The organism is Pantoea sp. X85, assembly GCF_029623675.1.
Lineage (GTDB): Bacteria > Pseudomonadota > Gammaproteobacteria > Enterobacterales > Enterobacteriaceae > Pantoea > Pantoea leporis.
On record NZ_CP121108.1, the window covers coordinates 900,478 to 920,234 of the forward strand.

Here is a 19,757-nt window from a genome sequence, read left to right on the forward strand (position 1 = left end):
TTTAACGGGGATCGAGGGCGATCACCTCGGTTCCTGCCTCATCAATGCGCCAGCGCACGTTAAAGTCGAGTAGCCAGGCGGCATATTCACGATCTTCCGTCTCACCTTTACGGTAAGCCGGGCGCGGATCCTGTGCCAGCACTTCGCTAATGAAACGCGCTAGCTGCGGATGGGTTTTCTGCTGCAGCTGAAGCTGGCTCTGCGCCAGCGGCGAAAAGCGCACCGGCATGGTGGCATCAGGCGCCGCCTGCGCAAACCCGGCGCGCGCATCAGGCAGCGCTTCGGCAAACGGCAGATAAGGTTTGATATCCACCACAGGCGTGCCATCGACTAAATCGAGGCTGCCGAGCTGCAAGATCACCTGCTGCTTCTCGCAGCGAATGCCTTTTAACTCAACCAGCGACATGCCGATAGGATTGGGGCGGAAGGTTGAACGGGTGGCGAACACGCCCATACGCGCATTGCCACCGAGGCGCGGGGGACGCACGGTCGGACGCCAGCCTCCTTCAATGGTTTGATGGAATACAAACAGCACCCACAAATGACTAAACGCTTCCAGCCCGCGCACGGCTTCCGGCTGATTGTAAGGTGGTAGCAGATGCAGCTCGCCGCAGCCATCCTGCACCAGACCGGGCTGGCGCGGGACGGCAAACTTCTCTTTCCACGGCGAACGAATCACGCCGATTTGCGCAAAGGCAAACTCACTCATTGATTTGATACTTTCAGTGCGGAGCCCTGGCAAATGGCCTGGCGATAGCATCCCGGCGTGCTGGTGACAATTTCGCACTTATGCAGCAGGACGGCGTTGGCTTTCATGCCGGCTGCGCGAATCTGCAGGCGCTTGCGCGCGGTGTTGATGTTAGGAGGCGAATCCTGGCTGCTGCTCTGGCAATCTTCAGCAGAGACTTCGCCCAAATCGCGGAACGGGTTGCTGACCAGATCGGTCGCATCGGTGTAGATCTTCACCGGCGCGGGACGTGGAGTCGGTTTACGTTGTGGTTCGCTGGATGCTTGTTGCGGACGAGAAGGAGCACTGCTTATCGGGTGATATTCACGCACACACCCGGTCAGCATCAATGCTAACAAGCAGAGCGGTAAAAAACGCATGGCAACATCCTCAAGTAATAAAAAAGTGGCGTTATTGAAACAAGGACGACAATAAATAACAAGTCAGGTGCAATTTATGGCAAAAGAAAGGGCGGCCGAAGCCGCCCTGCAAGGCATGAAAGGTGAACATTACCAGCCTTTCACTGCGCCACCGTTAAAGATCTTGTTGGCCGCTTCAGACACTTCGTCTGATTGGTAAGCCTGCACAAACTTCTTCACGTTCTCCGCGTCTTTATTATCTTCACGGCTAACAATCAGGTTCACGTAAGGTGAATCTTTGTCTTCCACGAAGATGCCATCTTTCGCTGGCGTCAGACCAATCTGGCTGGCGTACGTGGTGTTGATCACCGCCAGTGCGATCTGCTGATCGTCAAGTGAACGTGGCAGCTGCGGCGCTTCCAGCTCAACAATCTTCAGCTTTTTCGGGTTCTCAGTGATATCCAGTGAGGTTGGCAGCAGGCCAACGCCATCTTTCAGTTTGATCAGGCCGACTTTCTGCAGCAGCAGCAGTGAACGTCCCAGGTTGGTTGGATCGTTCGGGATAGCAACCTGTGAACCGTCCTGCAGTTCATCCAGTGATTTGATTTTCTTCGAGTATCCGGCGATTGGGTAAACGAAGGTGTTCGCTACGAAGGCCAGCTTGTAACCGCGATCTTTGATCTGCTGATCCAGGTACGGCTTGTGCTGGAAGGCGTTAACGTCAATATCACCTTTGCTCAGTGCTTCGTTTGGCAGCACGTAATCGTTAAAGGTCACTAGCTCAACATCGAGGCCATATTTCTCTTTCGCCACTTTAACTGCAGTTTCAGCAACCTGCTGTTCAGCGCCGACAATCACACCCACTTTAATGTGGTTTGGATCTTTTGCTTTCTGATCGCATCCTGCCAGCGCAATTGCGCCAATCAGAGCACCCACAGCGGCAATCTTTTTAAATGTAAAAGACATATCCTTTCCTTAATAGAGGACTATTGATGTTGCTTGCTTACTTATGGGACACAGCACGTACAATGCGGTCGCCACAGAATTGGATTAAATAGACCAGCACAACCAGCAAAACCAGCACGGTGTTCATTACGGTGGCGTTATAGCCAATGTAACCGTATTGATAGCCAATCTGGCCCAAACCGCCTGCGCCAACCGCTCCGCCCATTGCGGAGTAGCCAACCAGCGTAATCAGGGTAATTGTAGCGGCATTCACCAGACCTGGCAGCGCTTCTGGCAGCAGGACTTTACGCACGATCTGCAGCGGGGTGGCGCCCATGGCGCGAGACGCTTCGATCAATCCGGTTGGCAGTTCCAGCAGGGCGTTTTCCACCATACGTGCAATAAACGGCGCGGCGCCGACGGTTAGTGGCACAATCGCGGCTTGCAGGCCAATCGAGGTGCCGACTATGGCGCGGGTGAACGGAATCATCCATACCAGCAGGATAATGAACGGAATAGAACGGAAGATATTCACCAGCGCGGACAGCACGCGATAAAGCGCGTTGTTGGCCAGAATCTGGCCGGGACGCGTCACATACAGCAGCACGCCAATCGGAAGACCGAGGACAAAACCAAAGAAACCAGAGACGAAGGTCATCATCAGCGTTTCCCAGACGCCACGCGTCAGTAACCACATCATCGCTTCAGACATAACCCAACACCTCTACTTTCACATGATTTTCTTTCAGCCAGGCAATCGCGGCTTGTGTATCTGTTTCACTGCCATCCATCTCAGCCAGCATGATGCCGAACTTCACGCCGCCGGCGTAATCCATCTGCGCACTGATGATGTTGTTATTAACGTTAAAGCGGCGAGCCGATTCTGACAGTAGCGGAGCATCCACCGATTTGCCGGTGAACTCGAGACGCAGCAGCGGCACGCTATCAGCTGTTGGCTGTGGCGCCATGCGTTGCTGGTAGTCGTCGGGGATATCCAGATGCAGCGTCGATTGAATGAATTGTTGCGCCAGCGGCGTTTTCGGATGCGAAAACACTTCGCTCACGCTGTCTTTTTCAATTAACTCACCATTGCTGATCACCGCAACCTGATCGCAGATGCGTTTCACCACATCCATTTCATGGGTGATCAATAGAATGGTAATGCCTAGACGACGGTTAATGTCCTTAAGCAGCTCCAGAATCGAACGCGTGGTTGCAGGATCCAGTGCGCTGGTGGCTTCATCACACAGCAGCACCTTAGGATTGCTCGCCAGTGCGCGGGCAATCGCAACACGCTGCTTTTGTCCGCCAGAGAGATTCGCTGGCCAGCTATCATGCTTGTCTGATAATCCCACCAGATCGAGTAATTCGCTAACGCGCTTCTTTATCTGTTCGCGCGAAAGATTGCCTAACTCTAATGGCAGCGCCACGTTACCGGAGACGGTGCGGGAGTTCATCAGATTGAAGTGCTGGAAAATCATGCCAATCTGGCGGCGCGCCAGCGTCAATTGACCAGAAGAAAGGGTGGTTAATTCCTGGCCATCAACCAGCACGCGTCCGGAGGTTGGGCGCTCCAGCAGATTGACGCAGCGAATCAGGGTACTTTTACCGGCACCAGAGGAACCGATGACGCCATAGATCTGTCCAGCAGGCACGTGCAGGCTGACGTTGGACAGCGCCTGAATGGTGCGTGAGCCTTGCTGGAACACTTTGGTGATATTTTCGAGTTTAATCATTAGTTTATTTATTATCGTGTTGCATAGTCCGTGGTGTATCGGGCTTCACTCAGCAGGGCTGTGCGAAATTTGGATGGATGTTAAGGCATCCAGACGGCTAAATCAATGGAAGTCATTCAAACTGCCATTCTCTCGCTATACGCAATCATGCGATACTTAGCGACACATTTTCAGCAGGAGTTTCTACGTGGCGAACAAAGTCCCGGCTATTTTTCTTGATCGTGATGGCACATTGAATGTTGATCACGGCTATGTTCATGAAATCGATAATTTCGAATTCATTGATGGCACCATCGAAGCGCTACAGGCGTTAAAGAAGATGGGCTATGCGCTGGTACTGGTGACTAACCAGTCGGGCATTGCGCGTGGCATGTTTACCGAAGACCAGTTTATGCAACTCACAGAATGGATGGATTGGTCGCTGGCCGATCGTGATGTTGATTTGGATGGCATCTATTTCTGTCCGCATTTGCCAGATGCAACGGTAGAAGCGTATCGCCAGCAGTGTGATTGCCGTAAGCCGCAGCCGGGCATGTTGCTCTCCGCGCAGCAGCATCTGGATATCGATATGGCTTCTTCTTATATGGTAGGCGACAAAATAGAAGATATGCAGGCGGCGTTAGCAGCGGGTGTGGGTACCAAAGTGCTGGTGCGTAGTGGCAAGCCGGTAACGGCAGAAGGGGAAGCAGTGGCGGATTGGGTGATTAATAGTCTGGCAGAGCTGCCAGCACGTATCAAAAAGGCTTGAAAACGGGCCTTTTGCGCAAATTTCAAGCGAACAGCAAAAAACTTGAAATTTGCACTTGTCAGCTCCGAATAACTCCCTATAATGCGCCACCACTGAGACGGCAAAGCGGCAACGCAGACGGCTCGGCAGGGAGTGAAGAAATTCATCCCGCCGGATGAAGACGCTGAAAAAAGTGTTTGACTCCGAAGGAGAGTAGCGTAGTATACGCCACCTCGCGACAGGCGGTTCAGCCGCTGTTCGCAACGCTCTTTAACAATTTATCAGACAATCTGTGTGGGCACTCGCAGGATTGATATCCGCGTCTCCGGACGCAAAAAAATATCAAAGCCTCACGAGTGAACACATAATGAAATTCATTATGACGTTTTACAGATGAGCACCGCTGAACTGGTTTCAGCAAATCAAACTTAAATTGAAGAGTTTGATCATGGCTCAGATTGAACGCTGGCGGCAGGCCTAACACATGCAAGTCGAACGGTAGCACAGAGAGCTTGCTCTCGGGTGACGAGTGGCGGACGGGTGAGTAATGTCTGGGAAACTGCCCGATGGAGGGGGATAACTACTGGAAACGGTAGCTAATACCGCATAACGTCGCAAGACCAAAGTGGGGGACCTTCGGGCCTCACACCATCGGATGTGCCCAGATGGGATTAGCTAGTAGGTGGGGTAATGGCTCACCTAGGCGACGATCCCTAGCTGGTCTGAGAGGATGACCAGCCACACTGGAACTGAGACACGGTCCAGACTCCTACGGGAGGCAGCAGTGGGGAATATTGCACAATGGGCGCAAGCCTGATGCAGCCATGCCGCGTGTATGAAGAAGGCCTTCGGGTTGTAAAGTACTTTCAGCGGGGAGGAAGGCGGTGGAGTTAATAACTTCACCGATTGACGTTACCCGCAGAAGAAGCACCGGCTAACTCCGTGCCAGCAGCCGCGGTAATACGGAGGGTGCAAGCGTTAATCGGAATTACTGGGCGTAAAGCGCACGCACGCAGGCGGTCTGTCAAGTCGGATGTGAAATCCCCGGGCTTAACCTGGGAACTGCATTCGAAACTGGCAGGCTGGAGTCTTGTAGAGGGGGGTAGAATTCCAGGTGTAGCGGTGAAATGCGTAGAGATCTGGAGGAATACCGGTGGCGAAGGCGGCCCCCTGGACAAAGACTGACGCTCAGGTGCGAAAGCGTGGGGAGCAAACAGGATTAGATACCCTGGTAGTCCACGCCGTAAACGATGTCGACTTGGAGGTTGTTCCCTTGAGGAGTGGCTTCCGGAGCTAACGCGTTAAGTCGACCGCCTGGGGAGTACGGCCGCAAGGTTAAAACTCAAATGAATTGACGGGGGCCCGCACAAGCGGTGGAGCATGTGGTTTAATTCGATGCAACGCGAAGAACCTTACCTACTCTTGACATCCAGAGAACTTAGCAGAGATGCTTTGGTGCCTTCGGGAACTCTGAGACAGGTGCTGCATGGCTGTCGTCAGCTCGTTTTGTGAAATGTTGGGTTAAGTCCCGCAACGAGCGCAACCCTTATCCTTTGTTGCCAGCGGTTCGGCCGGGAACTCAAAGGAGACTGCCAGTGATAAACTGGAGGAAGGTGGGGATGACGTCAAGTCATCATGGCCCTTACGAGTAGGGCTACACACGTGCTACAATGGCGCATACAAAGAGAAGCGACCTCGCGAGAGCAAGCGGACCTCATAAAGTGCGTCGTAGTCCGGATCGGAGTCTGCAACTCGACTCCGTGAAGTCGGAATCGCTAGTAATCGTAGATCAGAATGCTACGGTGAATACGTTCCCGGGCCTTGTACACACCGCCCGTCACACCATGGGAGTGGGTTGCAAAAGAAGTAGGTAGCTTAACCTTCGGGAGGGCGCTTACCACTTTGTGATTCATGACTGGGGTGAAGTCGTAACAAGGTAACCGTAGGGGAACCTGCGGTTGGATCACCTCCTTACCTGAAGATACCTTCCCGCGAAGTGCTCACACATTGTCTGTCTGATAGAAAGTAATGAGCAAGACGGCTGCGAAGTCGTGACACTATCGTGTCCCCTTCGTCTAGCGGTTAGGACTCCGCCCTTTCACGGCGGCAACAGGGGTTCGAATCCCCTAGGGGACGCCACTTGCTTGGTGACAGGTGAAAGGTGTCTCCACGATGTATCTCAAACGAAGCTTACGAGCTGCGTCTGAGATACTGCTCTTTAACAATCCGGAACAAGCTGAAAATTGAAACGACGTATCGTCTTCATTCTCCGTAATAAGAATGAAGCGGCGATATGTTCGAGTCTCTCAAATGCTTGCAGTCTGCACGCGTTGCAAAACGCCTGTGGGTTGTGAGGTTAAGTGACTAAGCGTACACGGTGGATGCCCTGGCAGTCAGAGGCGATGAAGGACGTGCTAATCTGCGTAAAGCGTCGGTAAGGTGATATGAACCGCTACAGCCGACGATGTCCGAATGGGGAAACCCGGTGCACCCAGTGCATCATCGCAACATGAATACATAGTGTTGCGAGGCGAACCCGGGGAACTGAAACATCTAAGTACCCGGAGGAAAAGAAATCAACCGAGATTCCCCCAGTAGCGGCGAGCGAACGGGGAACAGCCCAGAACCTGAATCAGTTTGTGCGTTAGTGGAAGCGTCTGGAAAGTCGCACGATACCGGGTGATAGTCCCGTACACGAAAGTGCACAGATTGTGAGTTCGAAGAGTAGGGCGGGACACGTGGTATCCTGTCTGAATATGGGGGGACCATCCTCCAAGGCTAAATACTCCTGACTGACCGATAGTGAACCAGTACCGTGAGGGAAAGGCGAAAAGAACCCCGGCGAGGGGAGTGAAACAGAACCTGAAACCGTGTACGTACAAGCAGTGGGAGCCTCTTTATGGGGTGACTGCGTACCTTTTGTATAATGGGTCAGCGACTTATATTCTGTAGCAAGGTTAACCGTATAGGGGAGCCGCAGGGAAACCGAGTCTTAACTGGGCGTTAAGTTGCAGGGTATAGACCCGAAACCCGGTGATCTAGCCATGGGCAGGTTGAAGGTTGGGTAACACTAACTGGAGGACCGAACCGACTAATGTTGAAAAATTAGCGGATGACTTGTGGCTGGGGGTGAAAGGCCAATCAAACCGGGAGATAGCTGGTTCTCCCCGAAAGCTATTTAGGTAGCGCCTCGTGAACTCATCTCCGGGGGTAGAGCACTGTTTCGGCTAGGGGGCCATCCCGGCTTACCAACCCGATGCAAACTGCGAATACCGGAGAATGTTATCACGGGAGACACACGGCGGGTGCTAACGTCCGTCGTGAAGAGGGAAACAACCCAGACCGCCAGCTAAGGTCCCAAAGTCATGGTTAAGTGGGAAACGATGTGGGAAGGCACAGACAGCCAGGATGTTGGCTTAGAAGCAGCCATCATTTAAAGAAAGCGTAATAGCTCACTGGTCGAGTCGGCCTGCGCGGAAGATGTAACGGGGCTAAACCATGCACCGAAGCTGCGGCAGCGACGCGTATGCGTTGTTGGGTAGGGGAGCGTTCTGTAAGCCGTTGAAGGTGGCCTGTGAGGGCTGCTGGAGGTATCAGAAGTGCGAATGCTGACATAAGTAACGATAAAGCGGGTGAAAAGCCCGCTCGCCGGAAGACCAAGGGTTCCTGTTCAACGTTAATCGGAGCAGGGTGAGTCGACCCCTAAGGCGAGGCTGAAAAGCGTAGTCGATGGGAAGCAGGTTAATATTCCTGCACTTGGTGTTACTGCGAAGGGGGGACGGAGAAGGCTAGGTTATCCGGGCGACGGTTGTCCCGGTTTAAGCGTGTAGGCTGATACCTTTGGTAAATCCGGGGTATCTTAAGGCTGAGGCGTGACGACGAGCCACTACGGTGGTGAAGTAACTGATGCCCTGCTTCCAGGAAAAGCCTCTAAGCTCCAGGTAACACGAAATCGTACCCCAAACCGACACAGGTGGTCAGGTAGAGAATACCAAGGCGCTTGAGAGAACTCGGGTGAAGGAACTAGGCAAAATGGTGCCGTAACTTCGGGAGAAGGCACGCTGTCATCAGGTGAAGTCCCTCGCGGATGGAGCTGAAGGCAGTCGAAGATACCAGCTGGCTGCAACTGTTTATTAAAAACACAGCACTGTGCAAACACGAAAGTGGACGTATACGGTGTGACGCCTGCCCGGTGCCGGAAGGTTAATTGATGGGGTTATCCGCAAGGAGAAGCTCTTGATCGAAGCCCCGGTAAACGGCGGCCGTAACTATAACGGTCCTAAGGTAGCGAAATTCCTTGTCGGGTAAGTTCCGACCTGCACGAATGGCGTAATGATGGCCAGGCTGTCTCCACCCGAGACTCAGTGAAATTGAAATCGCTGTGAAGATGCAGTGTACCCGCGGCAAGACGGAAAGACCCCGTGAACCTTTACTATAGCTTGACACTGAACATTGAGCCTTGATGTGTAGGATAGGTGGGAGGCTTTGAAGCGTGGACGCCAGTCTGCGTGGAGCCAACCTTGAAATACCACCCTTTAATGTTTGATGTTCTAACGTAGGCCCGTAATCCGGGCTGCGGACAGTGTCTGGTGGGTAGTTTGACTGGGGCGGTCTCCTCCCAAAGAGTAACGGAGGAGCACGAAGGTTGGCTAATCCTGGTCGGACATCAGGAGGTTAGTGCAATGGCATAAGCCAGCTTGACTGCGAGAGTGACGGCTCGAGCAGGTGCGAAAGCAGGTCATAGTGATCCGGTGGTTCTGAATGGAAGGGCCATCGCTCAACGGATAAAAGGTACTCCGGGGATAACAGGCTGATACCGCCCAAGAGTTCATATCGACGGCGGTGTTTGGCACCTCGATGTCGGCTCATCACATCCTGGGGCTGAAGTAGGTCCCAAGGGTACGGCTGTTCGCCGTTTAAAGTGGTACGCGAGCTGGGTTTAGAACGTCGTGAGACAGTTCGCCCCCTATCTGCCGTGGGCGCTGGAGAATTGAGGGGGGTTGCTCCTAGTACGAGAGGACCGGAGTGAACGCACCACTGGTGTTCGGGTTGTCATGCCAATGGCACTGCCCGGTAGCTAAGTGCGGAAAAGATAAGTGCTGAAAGCATCTAAGCACGAAACTTGCCCCGAGATGAGTTCTCCCTGACTCCTTGAGAGTCCTGAAGGGACGTTGAAGACTACGACGTTGATAGGCCGGATGTGTAAGCGCAGCGATGCGTTGAGCTAACCGGTACTAATGACCCGTGAGGCTTAACCTTACAACGCCAGAGGCGTTTTGGTCTGAGAGACCGATATTTTCAGCTTGTTTTACCGGATAAAGAATTAGCGGAAGCGAAGATTTTACGCTGAGGCGAGGCGCCGACCGAGACGGAGCGAGGGAGCATACTGAAGTATGTGACTGAGTTACGCGAGGGAGAGCAACGCGGCATCAGTGAAAAATATTCGTTTCGTGCAGCAAGAATTTGCCTGGCGGCTTTAGCGCGGTGGTCCCACCTGACCCCATGCCGAACTCAGAAGTGAAACGCCGTAGCGCCGATGGTAGTGTGGGGCCTCCCCATGCGAGAGTAGGGAACTGCCAGGCATCAATTTAAGACCCGTCACCGGGTCGTGACCTTCCCCGTGACGCGGGAAGGGCGAAACACCTGAAATCAGAACGATTGTCTGATATCAGTACAGAATCGGTGGAGCGGTAGTTCAGTTGGTTAGAATACCTGCCTGTCACGCAGGGGGTCGCGGGTTCGAGCCCCGTCCGTTCCGCCACTTAATTGATAAGCCCTGACTGAAAAGTCAGGGCTTTTTCATATCTGCAATTTCGTCATTATTGTTGATAAAAAATCAAAATTTTTTTGCTTATAAACGGATTTTTCAGCAACAATAAACTTGCCACAATAGTTCCCATCGAAACATAACGCTATACGATGAGGAAATCATGACGATCCCCGCCTTTGGTTTAGGTACTTTCCGCCTGCAAGATGACGTTGTAATCCATTCAGTTAAAACTGCGTTGGAACTTGGCTATCGCACAATTGATACTGCGCAAATCTATGAAAATGAAGCGGCTGTGGGGCAGGCGATCGCTGAGAGTGGTGTAGTACGCGGCGACTTGTTTATTACCACCAAAATCTGGATTGAGAATCTTTCGGCTGAGAAGTTGATTCCCAGCTTGAAAGAAAGTCTGGCGAAACTGCGCACCGATTATGTCGATCTCACTTTAATCCACTGGCCTTCTCCCGGATCGGCGGTATCGGTAAAAGAGAGCATGTTGGCATTGATGGCAGCAAAAGAAGCAGGCCTGACGCGGCAAATTGGTATCTCAAACTTCCCAATTGCTTTGATGAAAGAGGCGATTGACGCGGTTGGCGTGGAAAATATAGCGACTAACCAGATTGAGCTGCATCCCTTTCTGCAGAATCGGCAGGTGGTTGATTTTGCTAAAAAGAATGGTCTTCACATCACTTCTTACATGACGTTAGCTTATGGAGAAGCGCTGAAGGATGAGGTAATTAATACCATTGCACAGAAGCACAAAGCTACTCCGGCACAGGTTGTTTTGGCATGGGCGATGAAGTTAGGTTACGCGGTGATCCCGTCATCAACCAAACGTGAAAACCTGGCGAGCAACATGACAGCGGTTGATCTGCAGCTAGACGATCAAGATATGGCAAATATTGCCGCGCTGGATCGTCATCAGCGCTTAGTGGGTCCAGAAGGTTTGGCGCCAGACTGGGATTAATCGCTGCATCCCTTTTCAGCCCTGCACTCGCCAGGGCTGAGCTTTAACCCATTCACTCAGAAAATCGATAAACGCCCTAACGCGTTGGCTAACTCCTAAGTCACTGTAATAGACTGCATTAAAAGGCATCTCAACTGGGATACGCTGTTCAGCAAGCAGTTCAATAAAAGTACCATCGGCTATCTCTTTATCTACCATAAAATCTGATAAACACGCGATACCTTGGTCGCCTAGCACTAGCTGTTTAAGCGTTTCGCCGCTGTTAGATGACATTCCTGGCGTGATGTCATAAAGATCGCCACCTTCATCTGCGACTGGCCAGCGATTTAAGCGTGGCGTTTCAACGAAGCCAAGGCATTCATGCTGAGCCAAATCAGCTGTTGATGCAGGGACACCATATTTCGCCAGATAAGCCGGCGTCGCCACTAATTTGCGATAGCTTATAAAGAGCAAACGAGCGCGCAGTGTAGAATCCGTCAAATTGCCAGCGCGAATCGCCACATCGACTTTACGTTCGATGAGGTTAATAAAGCTCTCTGAAGATATGAGCGATAGTGTGACATTGGGATAGCGCTCACGAAAGGGTTTAATCATCGGTAGCAACAGATGCAGAATTACGGGTGTAGCAGCATCAATACGCAGTACGCCCTGAGGCGCCATCTGACGCTCAATCAACTCGCTCTCGGCGGTTGACATCTCGTGCATCAACTTTTGCACGCGGCGAAAATAATGCTCGCCCTCATGAGTGAGCGCTAGCTGACGCGTAGTACGCGTTAAGAGCGCGACACCCAGCTTATTCTCCAGTTTTTTAACCGTGCGACTCACCGCTGAATTGGCCATCTGCAACTGTTCTGCAGCGCGACTAAAGCTGCCGCTCTCCACTACAGCGATAAACACCTTAAGCTCATCTGACGATGCTTTCATTATCCCTCCAAAAGCAAAAGTCTATTCGCACTTTGCATCTTTTTGTCATTAAAGCATGCGGCAACACTAATGCCCATTAAAACCTTAATGGGAGTTAATCATGCCAATTGCACTTTGGGCGCTGACGATCAGTGCCTGTGCGATCGGAACGACAGAATTTGTTATCGTCGTTCTGAGCCCAACCATCGCTGAACAACTCCGTATTACTCTGCCTGCCGCAGTGAGCGTGATTCTGCATTGTTGAACATTATGGATTGGCGTAAACCCCGTGGATCGGCACCGTAATTGTACCTGGCGCGCTGCTGCTAGGGCGATTGAGTGGCCAACCCGATAAAACTCAGACTGCGATAGCGATGGAATGACATGCACAAAAGCCTGCCAGCTGGCAGGCTTTTACATTGGTAAGCTGTGAGGCGAATTCCGACAATCAAGAACACCAATTGAAACCCCGCGCTAAAATCCCTATAACAGTCAGGTGAAGTACGAGTCGTAAACCAGTTGGGCGGGAAAGTGCGGAAAAAAACTTATTCAATGCGTTATGTAGCCGGTCAACCAGCAGAACGGATTTTTCCGCCGGGGGCAATGCTGCATCTTGGGCAGGCATTACCGCCTGGCGCACCTTTGCCAGCTGATCCCACACTGCGAGTTTTAGTCTGGAATATCTTTAAGCAACAGCGTGCAGACTGGATGTCTGTGCTCCAGGGTTTTGGCAAAGATGCCCACCTTGTTCTGCTGCAGGAGGCGCAGGCCACGCCTGAACTGGTCAAATTCGCCACCAGTAACTATCTTGCGGCCGATCAGGTGCCGGCCTTTGTCTTACCGCAACATCCTTCCGGCGTCATGACGTTGGCGTCTGCGCACCCTGTGTACTGTTGCCCACTAAGGGAACGTGAGCCGCTGCTGCGTTTGGCCAAATCTGCGCTGGTCACGGCGTATCCATTACCCACGGGCGAAATGCTGATGGTGGTGAATATCCACGCGGTCAATTTCAGTCTCGGTGTCGATGTCTACAGCAAACAGTTGGGGCCGATTGGCGAACAGATTCAACATCATCGTGGGCCGGTGATCATGGCGGGAGATTTTAACGCCTGGAGCCGCCAGCGCATGAATGCGCTATATCGCTTTGCGCGGGAGATGTCTTTGCGTGAGGTGAACTTCACCGATGACCATCGCCGAAAAGCCTTTGGGCGCCCACTGGATTTCGTCTTCTACCGCGATATGAAGGTCAGTGAAGCTTCTGTGCTGGTGACGCGCGCATCAGATCACAATCCGCTGCTGGTTGAGTTCAACTCTCTCTACGGTATCGAGCGTTAAGCTAATACGCTCGAACTCACGCCTCGCAACAGTTAATGTTCAGCTGAAATAATGCAGGGAAGGGCGAGTCAGAGCCTGAACAGGCGATATGCAGAATTTAGCAGAAGCAGAAAATGAAAAAGGCTGACAAAAGCCAGCCTTTTCGGGGCATTAGGTATCAGGTGTTGCGCTATTATTCACAAACAGCGTGAGCTTGTCGCCCGGCTGAATGTCTTTAGCGTCACTGTTCCAGCGCATAACGTCTTTGGTGTTCACACCGTGGCGTTTAGCAATACTGGCAAAAGAATCACCCTTACGTACACGGTAGGTGATGCTGTTGCCGTTATCAGCCAATTGCGTGCTCGCTTTGCCGTTCACGGTCAGAGTCTGACCGGTACGAACTGAAGCGCTGCGCAGATTGTTCTGCTGTTTCAGTGCACTGACGCTTACGCCAAGCTTGTTGGCAATGCCAGACAAGGTGTCACCTTTGCGTACCGTATAGCTGTTTCCTGCCGCACTGACTTTCGCCATCTCGGTAGGCTGCACGGAAGCGATATCACCGGAAGCCAGTGAATCGCGCAACTTAGCAACGTTGGACTTAGGCACCATAATGTAGTGCGGTCCATTTGGCGCAGTGGCACCGTTTTTATAACCGGCATTAAATGTCTTCAGCTTGCTGAGAGACATACCGGCCATATCGGCGGCCTGCGTCAGTTCAATCTGCTGTCCCACCTCTACGCGAGCTAAAGCACGGCTCTCGTTCGGGGTCGGCAGTTTGATACCGTAACGCTTGTTGTTCTTGAGAATCTCACTCAAGGCCAACATTTTAGGTACGTAAACCGTGGTCTCGCGGGGCAGCGATAAACTCCAGAAGTCAGTCGGCTTACCGCGCGCCTTATTCTGTTTCATCGCCTTCAGCACACGTCCTTCACCGCTGTTATAGGCGGCGATGGTCAGTAACCAGTCGCCGTCAAACATACCGTTCAGACGCTGCATCATATCCAGCGCTACTTTGGTCGAGGCCACCACATCGCGGCGTCCGTCGTACCATTGGTTCTGTTTCAAACCATAGTTTTTGCCCGTTTGTGCAACAATCTGCCAGATGCCGGCGGCATTCGCAGAAGATGTTGCGTGTGGGTCAAAAGCGCTCTCCACTATGGGTAGCAGTACCAGTTCCATCGGCATTTTACGTTTCTGTATCTGCTCGACAATCCAGTACATGTACGGCTCTGCCCGTAATGTTACATCGTGGAGATAGCTCTTATTTTTTAAAAATTTTGTTTTTTGTTCGCGGATCCGGCTGTTTTCCGGAATCCCCATCTTCAACTCGTCACTAATGTGATTCCAGAGATCAGTATCTTCTGCGAGGCTTGTTCCATCATCCTGCCATCGCGGCGACAACAATCGATCTCCGTACTTTCCATTTTCACCTTGACCAGCTGAAGACAGACTCTGGGCATGCTGTACGGGGATATTGGCGTCATTCCTTGATGCCTGACATCCTACCAGCAAGACCGAGGCGAGTAAGATCGCTTTAGCCTTCATGTGTGTGTCAATAGTTCGCTTAAAAGACGAGCAACTATACGTGACGGTCCACCACAACACAACCTCAAATATCAAAAGCGGTCTTTCTTCTCGCGTAGATCGGCGAAAGTTTGCCATAACGCTGATGATGAGACATTAGTGCCTAAAGCCTGTTGTAAATCAGCCTCTTGCGTGCGTAAAAATAAATTTATTTCCCGCTCTAAGGCCAGTTTTGTTGGTAAAGTGATGCGGTTTTCTGCGCGTAAGTCCTTAATTTGCTGATACCTTGCCAAAATTTTAGGGTCGTGGGGCAGAATAGCCGCAGCAAACTTCATATTGGATAAAGTGTACTCATGCGCGCAGCAAACGAGAGTATCTTCAGGGAGCTGATTAAGTTTTTGAAATGATTCGAACATTTGCTCTGCAGTGCCTTCAAATAATCGCCCGCAGCCGCCAGAAAACATCGTGTCACCACAGAAAAGATAAGGGGAGCTGAAATATGAGATATGTCCTAAAGTGTGACCGGGTGTTGCGATGACACGGAAATTCAGCCCAAGCAGGGTAAATTCATCACCTTCGGCCACAATACGCTTCGCCCCTTTATCTGCCGTTTCCTGTGGACCGAAAACCGCCACATCGGGATAGTGCTGCAACAGCTCATCCACACCGCCGACGTGATCGTGATGATGATGTGTCAGCAAAATCGCCACGGGTTGCCAATGATTGGCCCTGATTTTATCCAGCACCGGCTGTGCTTCGCCGGGATCGACTATCAAACACCTGTTGTCATCGTCCGTCAGTGTCCAGATGTAGTTATCCTGCAATGCGGGAATGCTGGTAAGATTCATAAACACCTCTCAGGTCGTAGAAAAAGGAAAATGGTAGAGCATGAAGCCGGCTAAAACACGCCAAATCCTGACTGCACCGCGCTCCTGGCGCGATATGCCAATGGGAGACTATTTTCGCGACGCGCTCACTCAGCAACTGCAGCCTTATCTCGGCAAGCTATATGGCTTTCATATGCTTAAAATTGGCAGCCTCAGCGCAGAAATCAACACCAGCCAGTGTGCCATATCGCATCAGGTGAATGTGGGCATTGAGGGCGATGAATTACAGGTTATCGCCAATAACACGCAATTACCCTTTGAATCTAAATCCGTTGATGCCTGTTTACTTGCGCACACGTTGGCGTGGAGTCAGGATCCGCACCGCGTACTGCGTGAAGTGGATCGGGTATTGATCGATGATGGATGGATGATCATCAGCGGCTTCAACCCTTTCAGTTTATTAGGGATTAGCAAAGGCATTCCGGGTTTGCACTCGCGCGCGCCGTGGAGTGGACGGATGTTCAGCCAGGTACGATTGCTCGACTGGCTGGGCCTGCTGAATTATGAGGTGGTTTACCGCACCCGTTTCCAGGTGGTGCCGTGGCATCGGCAGGGCGGCAGGGTGATCAGCGCGCATTTACCGGCGCTCGGTTGTTTGAACATTGTGGTGGCACGTAAACGTACGTTCCCGCTAACGCCCACCAAAATGAAGAAGAATCTGAGTCAAAGCCAGCTACGGCAAACGGTTAATGTCACGCGCCAGTTTCGTGAAGTGAAGGATCAGGATTCAACCTGATAACCGATATCATCCTGAGTGGGCTTTCCCGCCGCGCTGCGTGCCAGTTCGTCGCAGCGTTCGTTCTCCGGATGCCCCGCGTGGCCTTTTACCCATTCCCACTTAATTTCATGGTTGCTGAGCGCCACATCGAGGCGTTTCCACAGATCGACATTTTTCACCGGTTTTTTATCGGCGGTTTTCCAGCCGCGCTTCTTCCAGTTGTGGATCCAGCTGGTGATACCCTGACGAACATATTGGCTGTCGGTGCTGATCACCACCTCACACGGCTGTTTCAACGCTTCGAGCGCCACGATAGCCGCCATCATTTCCATGCGATTGTTAGTGGTGAGGCGATAACCTGTACTGAACTCTTTTTCATGCGCGCCATATCGTAAAATGGCGCCATAACCGCCGGGACCGGGATTGCCCAGGCAAGATCCATCGGTGAATATTTCTACCTGTTTGCGCATCTCTGGTAGACTTCCTTCTGACAAAACGCCAAGTCTGACATAAAACGAGTCCTATGAGCACTGCAAATAACCGCCAGATCGTCCTCGATACTGAAACCACCGGCATGAACATGATCGGTGTACATTATGAAGGACATCGCATCATTGAAATTGGTGCGGTTGAGGTGATCAACCGTCGCCTGACCGGCAACAACTTCCATATGTATTTGAAGCCCGATCGGCTGGTGGATCCGGAAGCGTTCGGCGTTCACGGTATCGCCGATGAATTCCTTGCTGATAAGCCGATGTTTGCGGATATCGCCGACGAATTCCTTGATTACATCCGTGGCGCAGAGCTGGTGATCCATAACGCATCGTTCGATATCGGCTTTATGGATTATGAATTCGGCATGCTGAAGCGGGATATCGGCAAAACCGAAACCTTCTGCCAGATCACCGATAGCCTGGCGATGGCGCGTAAGATGTATCCCGGCAAGCGCAACAGCCTCGATGCATTGTGCAACCGTTATGAAATCGACAACAGCAAACGTACGCTGCACGGCGCACTGCTCGATGCCGAGATTCTGGCCGAAGTATTCCTGATGATGACCGGCGGTCAAACCTCGCTGGCATTTTCTCTGGACGGTGAGCAGAACAATCAGGGCGGCGCGGAGAACATTCAGCGCATTGTGCGTCCGAGTTCAGGTCTGCGCGTGGTCAGCGCCAGCGATGAAGAGATTGCTGCGCACGAAGGTCGTCTGGATTTGGTGCAGAAGAAGGGTGGTAGCTGCTTGTGGCGCGTGTAAAACGGCTGATTTTGCGTGCAAAATCGACGTTAAGCTGAAAAAAACGTCAAACGAAACATTCCCACAGAAAAAGCGTTGACGGGTGTGAAAGCTGCTATTAATATGCGCCTCGTTCTCGACGGGGAACAAAGCGCGGAGCGGTAGTTCAGTTGGTTAGAATACCTGCCTGTCACGCAGGGGGTCGCGGGTTCGAGCCCCGTCCGTTCCGCCAATCTATTTAAAGAAGCCGATGCAGAAATGCATCGGCTTTTTGCTTTTTCTAAATGGTGTCGTTTTCCCTCATCCCCCGCCCTCTCACGCAACTGGGCGAAGGCGCTGATCGCGCTCGATGTTAACCCTCGCAGCGAGCTGCCCCTTCTCCCGCTAGCGGGAGAAGGTTGGGATGAGGGCCAGCGCGCACGCAACTTAATCCTTCTGTACCGCCACCGTCGCGCGATACGCCGCCACCGACTCTTCGCGGTCAGCGCGCGCCAGCCAGCGATAGCAGCCCGCACCCAACGCCACGCCGATAAACCAGCTAAAGTTCGCCACTGCATGCAGTGAAGGAATAAAGCTGATCACCAGACAAATGCCCACCGACGGCAGCAGCGCGGCAATTGCTTTCGGGTTGAAGCCGCCGCGATACCAGTAACGTCCTTTCGGCGTGTCATCAAACAGGTCATCCACGTAGACTTTGCTGCGTTTAATCAGATAGAAATCGGCCACCAGGATGCCAAACAGCGGCCCAATAAACGAGCCCAGCACATCCAGCGTGTAGTGAATCAGTTCTGGCGACTGGAACAGGTTCCACGGCGTCAGTAACACTGAACCGACTGCGGCAATCATGCCACCGGTGCGGAAGCTGATTTTCTGCGGTGAGCAGTTCGAGAAGTCGAATGCCGGCGAAACAAAGTTCGCCACGATATTAATGCCGATGGTAGCGATAATCATGGTCAGCAGGCCAATCGCCACCGCCACGTCGTTACCCACCATGCTGACAGTTTCAATCGGATCGGTGATCATTCTGCCGAACAGCGATTGCGTACCGGAGACAATCACCACGGTGACAATCGAGAACAGCAGGAAGTTGAACGGTAAGCCCCAGCGGTTGCCGCGACGAATTTCGCCCATGCTTTTGCCGTAACGCGAGAAGTCACCAAAATTCAGCAGCGGACCGGAGAAGTAGGAGACCACCAGCGCGGTGGCGGTAATCATCTGCCAGGTTTGCTCGCCGGTGCTCAACTGCTTGCTGGCCAGCGTGAAGGAGATACCATCGAAACCGGTTTTGTATACAATCCAGCCCGCCAGCGCCACCATCACCACGTACACCGCCGGACCGGCGACATCAATAAAGCGTTTAATCGCGTTCATGCCGTGCCAGAACACCATCGCCTGCAGTAACCACATCACACCGAAACAACACCAGCCCAGCTGAGATAAGCCGAGCCAGCTGCTTTGCGTCATGCTGCTCAGGGTGGGGAAGAACTTCAGCAGCACCAGCATTAGCGCGTTAGCCGCCAGATAAGTCTGGATGCCGTACCATGCAAAAGCGATCAGCCCGCGAATAATCGCCGGGATGTTAGCGCCGAACACGCCAAACGCCTGACGCGAAATCACCGCGTACGGTACGCCTGCCATCTGGCTCGGTTTGGCCACCAGATTGGCGCACAGCTGCACAATGCAGATGCCCACCAGCAAACACAGCAACACCTGCCAGCTCGCCAGCCCGAGGGTAAAGAAGCTGGCGGCCACCACGTAGCCGCCCATGCTGTGCACGTCCGACATCCAGAACGAAAAGATGTTGTACCACGACCAGTTCTGGTCGCGCGTCGGCGCCAGATCGTCATTACACAGACGTGGACTGTATTGTGCGTTGGCTTCAGAGGCCACCCGCGAGGTCACTTCAGAATGATTTGGCATGAAACCTGCTCCTCTCTACATCATGGAAA

At 52.4% G+C, this 19,757-nt stretch carries 14 protein-coding genes, 3 tRNA genes, 3 rRNA genes and 1 pseudogene; 11 read left to right on the forward strand and 10 right to left on the reverse strand.

Features of this window, described 5'->3' with window-relative positions; translation table 11 throughout:
• Position 1 precedes the first annotated feature (1 nt).
• The 5 genes from tsaA to metN all read right to left on the reverse strand — a co-directional run bounded on the left by tsaA (position 2) and on the right by metN (position 3,767).
• Positions 2 to 709, reverse strand: coding sequence for a tRNA (N6-threonylcarbamoyladenosine(37)-N6)-methyltransferase TrmO (gene tsaA, locus P6287_RS04040; RefSeq protein ID WP_277974553.1), 708 nt, complete (start codon positions 707 to 709; stop codon positions 2 to 4).
• Entirely contained in the window at positions 706 to 1,107 is a 402-nt protein-coding gene (gene rcsF, locus P6287_RS04045; RefSeq protein ID WP_101762030.1) for an Rcs stress response system protein RcsF, read from the reverse strand. Before rcsF ends, tsaA begins: the two co-directional genes overlap by 4 nt.
• 129 nt (positions 1,108 to 1,236) lie before the next feature.
• Positions 1,237 to 2,052, reverse strand: coding sequence for a MetQ/NlpA family lipoprotein (locus tag P6287_RS04050; protein ID WP_277974554.1), 816 nt, complete (start codon positions 2,050 to 2,052; stop codon positions 1,237 to 1,239).
• A gap of 37 nt (positions 2,053 to 2,089) precedes the next feature.
• The gene (locus tag P6287_RS04055; protein ID WP_101762028.1) at positions 2,090 to 2,743 is read right to left on the reverse strand and encodes a methionine ABC transporter permease MetI; all 654 of its coding nucleotides are present in this window, start codon (positions 2,741 to 2,743) and stop codon (positions 2,090 to 2,092) included.
• Positions 2,736 to 3,767, reverse strand: coding sequence for a methionine ABC transporter ATP-binding protein MetN (gene metN, locus P6287_RS04060; RefSeq protein WP_101762027.1), 1,032 nt, complete (start codon positions 3,765 to 3,767; stop codon positions 2,736 to 2,738). The genes P6287_RS04055 and metN overlap by 8 nt, the downstream gene beginning before the upstream one ends.
• Before the next feature lie 187 nt (positions 3,768 to 3,954).
• Between metN and gmhB the strand changes: the two genes are divergently transcribed.
• The 7 genes from gmhB to dkgB all read left to right on the forward strand — a co-directional run bounded on the left by gmhB (position 3,955) and on the right by dkgB (position 11,228).
• Complete coding sequence (gmhB, locus tag P6287_RS04065) at positions 3,955 to 4,515, forward strand: D-glycero-beta-D-manno-heptose 1,7-bisphosphate 7-phosphatase (RefSeq protein WP_192412323.1); 561 nt, start codon at positions 3,955 to 3,957, stop codon at positions 4,513 to 4,515.
• Positions 4,516 to 4,924: 409 nt separating this feature from the next.
• Positions 4,925 to 6,468 (forward strand): 16S ribosomal RNA (locus P6287_RS04070).
• Between the two features lie 90 nt (positions 6,469 to 6,558).
• A tRNA-Glu gene (locus P6287_RS04075) sits at positions 6,559 to 6,633 on the forward strand.
• A 215-nt stretch (positions 6,634 to 6,848) separates the two neighbouring features.
• A 23S ribosomal RNA gene (locus tag P6287_RS04080) occupies positions 6,849 to 9,753 on the forward strand.
• 207 nt (positions 9,754 to 9,960) lie between these two features.
• Positions 9,961 to 10,076, forward strand: a 5S ribosomal RNA gene (gene rrf, locus P6287_RS04085).
• Together the 16S, 23S and 5S rRNA genes with 2 tRNA genes alongside form the textbook arrangement of a ribosomal RNA operon.
• A gap of 102 nt (positions 10,077 to 10,178) precedes the next feature.
• Positions 10,179 to 10,255, forward strand: a tRNA-Asp gene (locus tag P6287_RS04090).
• Between the two features lie 169 nt (positions 10,256 to 10,424).
• Complete coding sequence (gene dkgB, locus P6287_RS04095; protein WP_277974555.1) at positions 10,425 to 11,228, forward strand: 2,5-didehydrogluconate reductase DkgB; 804 nt, start codon at positions 10,425 to 10,427, stop codon at positions 11,226 to 11,228.
• A gap of 15 nt (positions 11,229 to 11,243) precedes the next feature.
• Here dkgB and yafC read toward each other — a convergent pair whose 3' ends face one another.
• Complete coding sequence (yafC, locus tag P6287_RS04100; RefSeq protein WP_277974556.1) at positions 11,244 to 12,152, reverse strand: DNA-binding transcriptional regulator YafC; 909 nt, start codon at positions 12,150 to 12,152, stop codon at positions 11,244 to 11,246.
• 510 nt (positions 12,153 to 12,662) lie between these two features.
• On the opposite strand from yafC, the gene P6287_RS04105 reads away from it, so the two are divergent.
• Positions 12,663 to 13,466, forward strand: coding sequence for an endonuclease/exonuclease/phosphatase family protein (locus tag P6287_RS04105; protein ID WP_008105211.1), 804 nt, complete (start codon positions 12,663 to 12,665; stop codon positions 13,464 to 13,466).
• A gap of 150 nt (positions 13,467 to 13,616) precedes the next feature.
• Here P6287_RS04105 and mltD read toward each other — a convergent pair whose 3' ends face one another.
• Both mltD and gloB read right to left on the reverse strand, forming a co-directional pair.
• A complete protein-coding gene (gene mltD, locus P6287_RS04110) occupies positions 13,617 to 14,990 on the reverse strand; it encodes a murein transglycosylase D (protein WP_192415429.1) in 1,374 nt (457 codons plus the stop codon).
• 71 nt (positions 14,991 to 15,061) lie between these two features.
• Entirely contained in the window at positions 15,062 to 15,817 is a 756-nt protein-coding gene (gene gloB / locus P6287_RS04115; RefSeq protein WP_277974557.1) for a hydroxyacylglutathione hydrolase, read from the reverse strand.
• Between the two features lie 40 nt (positions 15,818 to 15,857).
• Here gloB and P6287_RS04120 point away from each other — a divergent pair, with 40 nt between their 5' ends.
• Positions 15,858 to 16,592, forward strand: coding sequence for a class I SAM-dependent methyltransferase (locus P6287_RS04120; RefSeq protein ID WP_061723590.1), 735 nt, complete (start codon positions 15,858 to 15,860; stop codon positions 16,590 to 16,592).
• Here the strand turns inward: P6287_RS04120 and rnhA are convergent.
• Positions 16,577 to 17,144, reverse strand: a pseudogene (gene rnhA, locus P6287_RS04125) (ribonuclease HI). The gene P6287_RS04120 and the pseudogene rnhA sit on opposite strands and share 16 nt — an antisense overlap.
• Here rnhA and dnaQ point away from each other — a divergent pair.
• Positions 17,098 to 17,829: a DNA polymerase III subunit epsilon gene (gene dnaQ / locus P6287_RS04130; RefSeq protein ID WP_110867826.1), complete on the forward strand. Its 732-nt coding sequence runs from the start codon at positions 17,098 to 17,100 to the stop codon at positions 17,827 to 17,829. The pseudogene rnhA and the gene dnaQ sit on opposite strands and share 47 nt — an antisense overlap.
• A gap of 134 nt (positions 17,830 to 17,963) precedes the next feature.
• A tRNA-Asp gene (locus P6287_RS04135) sits at positions 17,964 to 18,040 on the forward strand.
• 194 nt (positions 18,041 to 18,234) lie between these two features.
• On the opposite strand, the gene P6287_RS04140 is transcribed toward P6287_RS04135, so the two are convergent.
• Positions 18,235 to 19,728, reverse strand: a complete 1,494-nt coding sequence (locus P6287_RS04140; protein WP_192236769.1) for an NCS1 family nucleobase:cation symporter-1 — start codon at positions 19,726 to 19,728, stop codon at positions 18,235 to 18,237.
• Positions 19,729 to 19,757: the final 29 nt, after the last annotated feature.